Source organism: Kitasatospora sp. NPDC127121 (assembly GCF_042677305.1).
Taxonomy (GTDB): domain Bacteria; phylum Actinomycetota; class Actinomycetes; order Streptomycetales; family Streptomycetaceae; genus Kitasatospora.
On record NZ_JBHXTQ010000101.1, the window covers coordinates 20,495 to 27,169 of the forward strand.

General features: G+C 69.9%; 5 protein-coding genes. All 5 read right to left on the reverse strand.

The window, feature by feature from the left end; genetic code table 11:
- Positions 1–246: 246 nt before the first annotated feature.
- The 5 genes from ACFVHI_RS33330 to ACFVHI_RS33350 all read right to left on the reverse strand — a co-directional run bounded on the left by ACFVHI_RS33330 (position 247) and on the right by ACFVHI_RS33350 (position 6,639).
- A complete protein-coding gene (locus ACFVHI_RS33330) occupies positions 247–1,305 on the reverse strand; it encodes an SIS domain-containing protein (protein ID WP_063347859.1) in 1,059 nt (352 codons plus the stop codon).
- Between the two features lie 194 nt (positions 1,306–1,499).
- Positions 1,500–2,795 carry an extracellular solute-binding protein gene (locus ACFVHI_RS33335; protein WP_380345560.1) on the reverse strand — a complete coding sequence of 432 codons (1,296 nt, stop codon included), beginning with the start codon at positions 2,793–2,795 and terminating at the stop codon, positions 1,500–1,502.
- Positions 2,796–3,227: 432 nt separating this feature from the next.
- Positions 3,228–4,781, reverse strand: a complete 1,554-nt coding sequence (locus ACFVHI_RS33340) for a glycoside hydrolase family 3 protein (RefSeq protein ID WP_063347861.1) — start codon at positions 4,779–4,781, stop codon at positions 3,228–3,230.
- A gap of 5 nt (positions 4,782–4,786) precedes the next feature.
- Positions 4,787–5,614, reverse strand: coding sequence for a carbohydrate ABC transporter permease (locus ACFVHI_RS33345; protein ID WP_380345562.1), 828 nt, complete (start codon positions 5,612–5,614; stop codon positions 4,787–4,789).
- Positions 5,611–6,639, reverse strand: a complete 1,029-nt coding sequence (locus tag ACFVHI_RS33350) for a carbohydrate ABC transporter permease (RefSeq protein ID WP_063347863.1) — start codon at positions 6,637–6,639, stop codon at positions 5,611–5,613. Before ACFVHI_RS33350 ends, ACFVHI_RS33345 begins: the two co-directional genes overlap by 4 nt.
- Between the last annotated feature and the right edge of the window lie 36 nt (positions 6,640–6,675).

Consider the following 6,675-nt stretch of genomic DNA (forward strand, 5'->3'; position numbering starts at 1 on the left):
GCACAGTTCTCGATCGACTCCGGCGACCGACGACAGCTCCGGGCTGCGGTGCCGCATGGGTTGAGGGTCCCGTGTCGGCGCCGTGGCCCGTAGTGCTTTCCGGGTACGCCGAGCGCCAGGCGCGACGCGTTCCGGGGGTGCGACGCGTTCCGGGCGCTCCCCCGCCGAAGCCATGTTCCGCCGCTCAACGAGTCGGGCCCCCGTCCACAGCCTGTGGACGGGGGCCCGATCGCGTGGCGCCGTGCCTCAGTGCGTCTCGGTGACCTTGGCCAGGGCGCGCGGGGCGTCCGGGTCCTGGCCGCGGGCGATGGTGACCTCGTAGGCCAGCAGCTGCAGCGGGAGGATCTCCAGGATCGGCTGGACCTCCTCCGGCACGCCGGCCGGCAGGGCGAAGCCGGCCGAGGCGGCGTCCACCTGCGCCTGCTGGCCGACCACGACCAGGTCCGCGCCGCGGCCGCGCAGGCGGTCCAGCACCGGCTGCAGGGCCTCGCCGCCCTTGCCGTCCGGAACGATCGCGATGACCGGCGAGACGTTGTCCACCATGGCCAGCGGGCCGTGCAGCAGATCGGCGCCGGAGAACGGGGAGGCCGGGATGTAGGTGGTCTCCATCAGCTTCAGCGCCGCCTCGCGGGCGGTCGGGTAGCCGTAGCCGCGCGAGGTGATGACCAGGCGCTGGGCGAAGCGGTACCGCTCGGCCAGCGCCTTCACCTCGGCGTGGCGGGCCAGGACGCCGGCGGCCAGGCCGGGCAGCTCCTTGGCCGCCGCACCGTCGCCGCCGCGCAGGCCCTCGACCAGCAGGTAGAGCGCCAGCAGTTCGGCGGTGTAGGTCTTGGTGGCGGGCAGCGCCTTCTCCGGGCCGGCCAGCACGTCGATGTGGAACTCGGAGACCTCGGCCAGCGGCGAGGACGCGTTGTTGGTGACGGCGAGGGTGATGGCGCCGGCCTCGCGGGCGGCCTTGGTGGAGGCCACCAGGTCGGGCGAGCCGCCGGACTGGCTGACGGTGACGACCAGGACGTCGGTGAGGTCCGGCTTGGCGCCGTACGCGGTGGTGGTGGACATCGAGGTCAGGCCGGCCGGCTTGCCGAGCAGGATCTCGATCAGGTACTTGGCGTACAGCGCCGCGTTGTCGGACGTGCCGCGCGCGGTCAGCAGGACGAAGCGAGGGTTGCGGGCGGCGATCTCGGCCGCGATCTGGCGGATCTTCGGGGCACCCTCGTCGAGGATGCGCTGGAGGACGGCCGGCTGCTCGGCCATCTCCGCCGCCATGATCCGGCCAGGAACGGAAACAGTCTGCGGGTCGGACATCAGGATGTGCCTCCGATGAGATGGTTCGACCCCTCCGGGCAGGTTGCCCGACGGGGACCTCTACGGCGGCGAGTCCGCACACTCGCTGCGGTGGTTTCCTGCCGCAATCCTACGGGGGCCGCCCCGGGCGGGCACACCCGAAGGCCCGCCCCGGACGGGACGGGCCTTCGGCCTGTGCGGCTGGCGGCGCCGGGTCAGGACGCCTTGTTGATCAGCTGGTCGATCGCGGCGTCGGCGTCCTTGGTGGCCTGGTCCACCGACTTGCCCTTGAGGATGCCGGTCAGCATGTCGGGCAGGATCTTCTGCTTCTCGATCGCGCCCCAGCCGGGGGCCAGCGGGGTGAACCAGGCGTCCGGCACCGCGTTGGCCGCCGCGGCGGTGGTCGGCTTGTTCTTCAGCGGGTTCAGCTGGGTGAGGTTGTTCGGCAGGATGTCCTTGTCGGCCAGCGTCTGCTGGGACTTGGTGCTGGTGAACATCCGCACCCAGTCGGTGGCCAGCTCGACCTGCGCGGACTTGGCGGTGACCGCGAGGTCGGAGCCGCCGATGAAGGTGGGCAGCGGCTTGCCGTCCGGGCCGGGCATGGTGGCCATCTTGACGGTGTCCTTGAGGCTCGGGTCGCCGGTGCCCGGCGCGACGACGCTGGCCGCCTCGTAGCCGTTGCCGTAGAAGGACGCGGCGCGCCCGCGGGCCATCGACTCGAACTGGTTCTGCTCGTTCACCGTCAGGTCGCCCTTGGTGTACTTGCGGACCAGGTCGACGAAGTGGCTGATGCCCTGCTGGGACTTGGCGTCGTGCAGGGTGCCGTGCCAGTTGCCGGAGCTGTCGAACTTGGCGATGCTGCCGCCGTACGCGGCCACGTAGCTCATCGCGGCGTACCAGTACGGGCCGGGCAGGTAGAGCGAGGAGTAGCTCTTGTCGGCCTTGTTCTTGTCGGCGACCTTGTCCAGGACCGCCGTCAGGTCGGCCTCGGTCTTGGGGAACTCGGCGCTGCCGGTGGCCTGCTGGAAGGTGGCGGCGTTGTAGATGGCGACCCGGGCGCCGGCGTAGTAGGGCACGCACAAGAGCTTGTCCTGGTACGTACAGGTGTTGGCGAGCGCCTTGATCCAGCTGTCGGAGTTGTCGAAGGTGGTCCGGTCGACCGGGGCCAGCGCGCCGGAGAGCACGTACTTCATGGTCTCGGTGTTGCCGAGCTCGACCACGTCGGGCGCGGAGCCGTCGGCGATCGCCTTGTCGAGCTTGGTCACCTTGTCGGCCCAGCCCTGGTAGGCGAGCTTGAGGATGACGTTCGGGTACTTCGCCGCGAACTGGTCGTTGACCTGCTGCACCAGGTCGGGCCAGTTCTTCTGGGCGTCGTCCATCAGCCAGACGGTGACGGTGCCGCTCGCGGCCTTCGGGTCGGCGCCGGGGCTCTTGCCGTCCTTCGACGCCGTACCGGCCGATGAACAGGCCGTCAGCCCGATCGCCAGGGCAGTGATTCCGAACGTCGACATGAGCTGACGCTTCTTCACGCCATCCTCCGAGGGTGCTAGAGCCGTGTTGCCCGCCGGCAGCGTGATGGCGCCCGCAACGGAGGGTCCGGGCAGGGGCGAAGAGCTTCGGGGAGGGCCGATACCACATCCGGTGAGGTTGAATTTCGAACCGGATGACTGGACTCTGGCCTAGACCATAGGTGGTGTCAACGGCCAAATGGCCTCGTCGCCACGGCCGTTGCAGAGCTGTTGTACCCCGTGGCGATCAGTCGCCGTACCGTCACCCTAAGTGGGACTTAAGGTGGATTTAAGGCCTACTTGAGGGAGCACGGTCACCTGGCGAATCCGCAGGTCAAACGGCGGGGAAACGAAACGGGCCCGCCATGCGACATGCGCATGACGGGCCCGTCGGCCGACGCCTCCCGGACACTCCCGGTGACGCCCCCCTCGGTCTCAGCCGATGGCTCCCGGCTGCCCGGTGAGCACCTCCACGGCCGCCAGCCCGCAGACCCGGGCGGCGCCGTGGGTGGCGATGTAGAGCGCGCCGACCGGCTCGGACTGCGGCAGCCCCATCTCGACCACCGCGGCGTCCGGCCGGGCCGCCACCAGGCGGCCCAGCGCGGCGGACATCCAGGCGTGCCGGTGCGCGTCCCGGACCACCAGCACCAGGCGGCGGCCCTCGGCGCCGGCCACCAGCTCGGCGACCAGGGCGTCCAGCAGCTCGGGGGCGGCCTGCGCCGCCGAGACCGCGCGGGTGCGGGTGCCGGGGAAGCGGTCGGCCAGCATGCCGGCCACGCCCCACGGGGTGACGTCGCCGACGGCGATGTTCGGCTCGTCCGAGAACGAGGCCACGAACGGGCGCTCGGACACCGGCTGCGGCTCGTGGCCCGGCGCCCGGACCACCTTCAGCGCCCGGCGGGCGGCCCGCAGGCCGACCGCGAGGTCCGGCTCCGGCCGCTCGCCCTGGGCCGAGATCCGGCCCCAGCTGCCGAGCGAGCGGACCCGGTCGGCGGCGTCCGCCAGCCGCTCCTCGGAGAGCACGCCGGCCCGCACGCCCGCCACGATGGCGTCGCGCAGCATCAGCACGGTGTCCTCGTCGGCCAGCCCGCCGCCGACGCAGATCGCGTCCGCGCCGGCCGCCAGGGCCAGCACGGTGCCGTCGCCCATCCCGAAGGTGTCGGCGATGGCGCCCATCTCGATCGCGTCGCTGACGATCAGGCCCTGGTAGCCGAGGCCGCCGTCGGCCGGGGCAGCGCGCAGCAGGTCGCGCAGCACGAGCGGGCTGAGGGTGGCCGGCAGCTTCGGGTCGAGCGCCGGGATCATGATGTGGGCGGTCATCACGGCCTTGGTGCCCGCCGCGATCGCCGCCTGGAACGGGATCAGGTCGCGCGAGCGCAGCACGTCCAGGTCGACGTCGATGACCGGCAGCCCGTGGTGCGAGTCGACGGCGGTGTCGCCGTGGCCGGGGAAGTGCTTGGAGCAGGCGGCCACGCCGGCCGACTGGAGGCCCTCCACCCAGGCGGCGGTGTGCCGGGCGCACAGCTCCGGGTCGGCGCCGAAGGAGCGGACGCCGATGACCGGGTTGCGCGGGTTGGAGTTGACGTCCGCGGTGGGCGCCCAGTTGTAGTTGACGCCGGCCGCGGCCAGCGCCCGGCCCAGCTCGCGGGCGACGTCCCGGGTCAGCGCCGGGTCGTCGATCGCGCCGAGCGCGAGGTTGCCGGGCCAGGACGAGCCGGAGCCCGCCTCCAGCCGGGTGACGTCGCCGCTCTCCTCGTCGATGGCGATCAGGAGGTCGGGGTTCTCCTCGCGCAGCGCCTTGGTGAGCTTGGCGAGCTGGTCGAGGTCGACCACGTTGCGGTCGAACAGCGCGACCGAGCCGAGCCCGGCGGCGAGGTGGCGGCGCAGCCACTGCGGCGGCTCGGTGCCGACGAAGCCGGGCTGCAGGACGGTCAGGGCGTCACGGTGCAGCTGGTCGCTGACCGGAGCGGTGGGGACGAGGATGCTCACGTTTCTCAGCCCTTCACGGCGCCGTCGGTCAGTCCGCCGACCGCCTTGCGCTGCAGGAAGACGAACAGGATCAGCACGGGGATGGCGAACATCGTGGACGCCGCCATGGTGGCGCCCCAGTCGTTGCCGAAGGCGGTCTTGAAGGACGACAGCCACAGCGGGAGGGTCTTGCCCTCCTCCTTGTTGAGGATCAGGACGAGCGGGAACTCGTTCCACGCGGTGATGAAGCCGAACAGCGAGGTCGACATCAGACCGGGGGCCAGCAGCGGGAAGATCACCTTCACGAAGGCCTGGGAGCGGGTGCAGCCGTCCACCATGGCCGACTCCTCCAGCTCCTTCGGCACCGCGGCGATGAAGCTGCGCAGCGTCCAGATGGTGAAGGGCAGCACCATCATCATGTAGAAGAACGTCAGCGGCACGAGGCTGTTCAGCATCTCGTTGTCGCGCGAGATCATGTAGACCGCGATGGTCATGACCTCCCACGGCGCCATCTGCGCGACCATGACGACCAGGACGAAGGCCTTGCGGCCGCGGAACTTCATCCGGGCGATGGCGAAGGCCGCGAGGGTCGCGATCACCAGCGAGATCAGTACCGCACCGACGGTGGCGATGAGGCTGTTGGTGACGTACGTCCAGAAGTTGGGCGCGTTGATCGCGGTGGTGAAGTGGTCGAGGGTCCCGTCGAACGGGATGAAGACCGGCGTCTTGCTGATGATGTCGTTGTCCTGCTTGAAGGCAGTCGCGATCATCCAGTAGACGGGGAAGATGAAGAAGACGAAGAGGACGACCGCGATCACGTTCGGCCAGGTACGTCCGATGAGCGAGCGCCTCACAGCTCGTCCTCCTGCTTGATCATGATGCGGAAGTAGTACGCCATCATCGCGCCCAGCATCAGGATGGTGAGCACCGCGATCGCGGAGCCGATGCCGTAGTGCTGCCCGGACGAACCCTCCAGGAAGGCGTGCACGGGCAGGGTGCGGGTCAGGTTCTCGGGGCCGCCGCCGTTGATCGCGTACACCTGGGTGAAGGCCTTGAAGACCCAGATGATCTCCAGGAACGTCGTGGCCAGGAAGAACGGCTTCAGGTTCGGGAAGATCACCGAGCCGAAGATCTTGGACGCGCCGGCGCCGTCCATCCGGGCGGCCTCGTAGAGCTCCTTGGGGATGGTGGTCAGTCCGGCGTACATGTTGAACGCCACGAAGGGGACCGACTGCCAGACGATCAGCAGGATCACCACGAAGAAGGTCGAGTACTGGTCGCTCATCCAGTTGTAGTCGGCCATCGCGTGCCAACCCAGCTTGTCCAGGAACCAGTTGACGACGCCCCACTGCTGGTCGAACAGCCAGGTGTAGACGGTGGTCGCGGCGACCACGGGCATCGCCCAGGCCATCAGCAGGCCGACCGAGAGGAGCAGCCGCATCCGCTTGCCGAGGCGGTTGAGCAGCAGGCCGATCAGGGTGCCGCCGACCATGATCAGCACGACGTTGACCAGGGTGAAGACGACGGTGCGCCCGGTGACCGCCCAGAAGTCCGGGTCGGTCAGCTGCTCCTTGTAGTTGTCGAAGCCGTTCCACTCGGTCAGGTGCTGGACGAACTGGCGCTTGTTGAGGTTCTGGAACGACAGCAGGACCGTCTTCACCAGCGGCCAGCCGAGCAGGGCGAGGGTCGCCACGGTGGCGGGCAGCAGCAGCAGGTACGGTGCCAGGCGTGCGCCGAGGCTCGGCCCGCCTGCGGGTCTGGCGCCCTTGCGGGGGGTGCCGTTGGCGCCACCACCGGCGGCACTCGTCTCAATTCCGGCCACGGCAGCCTTCCCTGAATCCGGGGACTGCGTCTGCACCCGCTCCGAATGCACAGCCATCGTTCTCACTTCCTCACAACCCGAACCACGACGGAC

Bases quoted from the DNA above. Each gene is read 5' to 3' on its own strand.
- ACFVHI_RS33350 (WP_063347863.1), bottom strand. From the start codon at position 6,639: ATGGCTGTGCATTCGGAGCGGGTGCAGACGCAGTCCCCGGATTCAGGG.
- ACFVHI_RS33335 (WP_380345560.1), bottom strand. From the start codon at position 2,795: ATGTCGACGTTCGGAATCACTGCCCTGGCGATCGGGCTGACGGCCTGT.
- ACFVHI_RS33330 (WP_063347859.1), bottom strand. From the start codon at position 1,305: ATGTCCGACCCGCAGACTGTTTCCGTTCCTGGCCGGATCATGGCGGCG.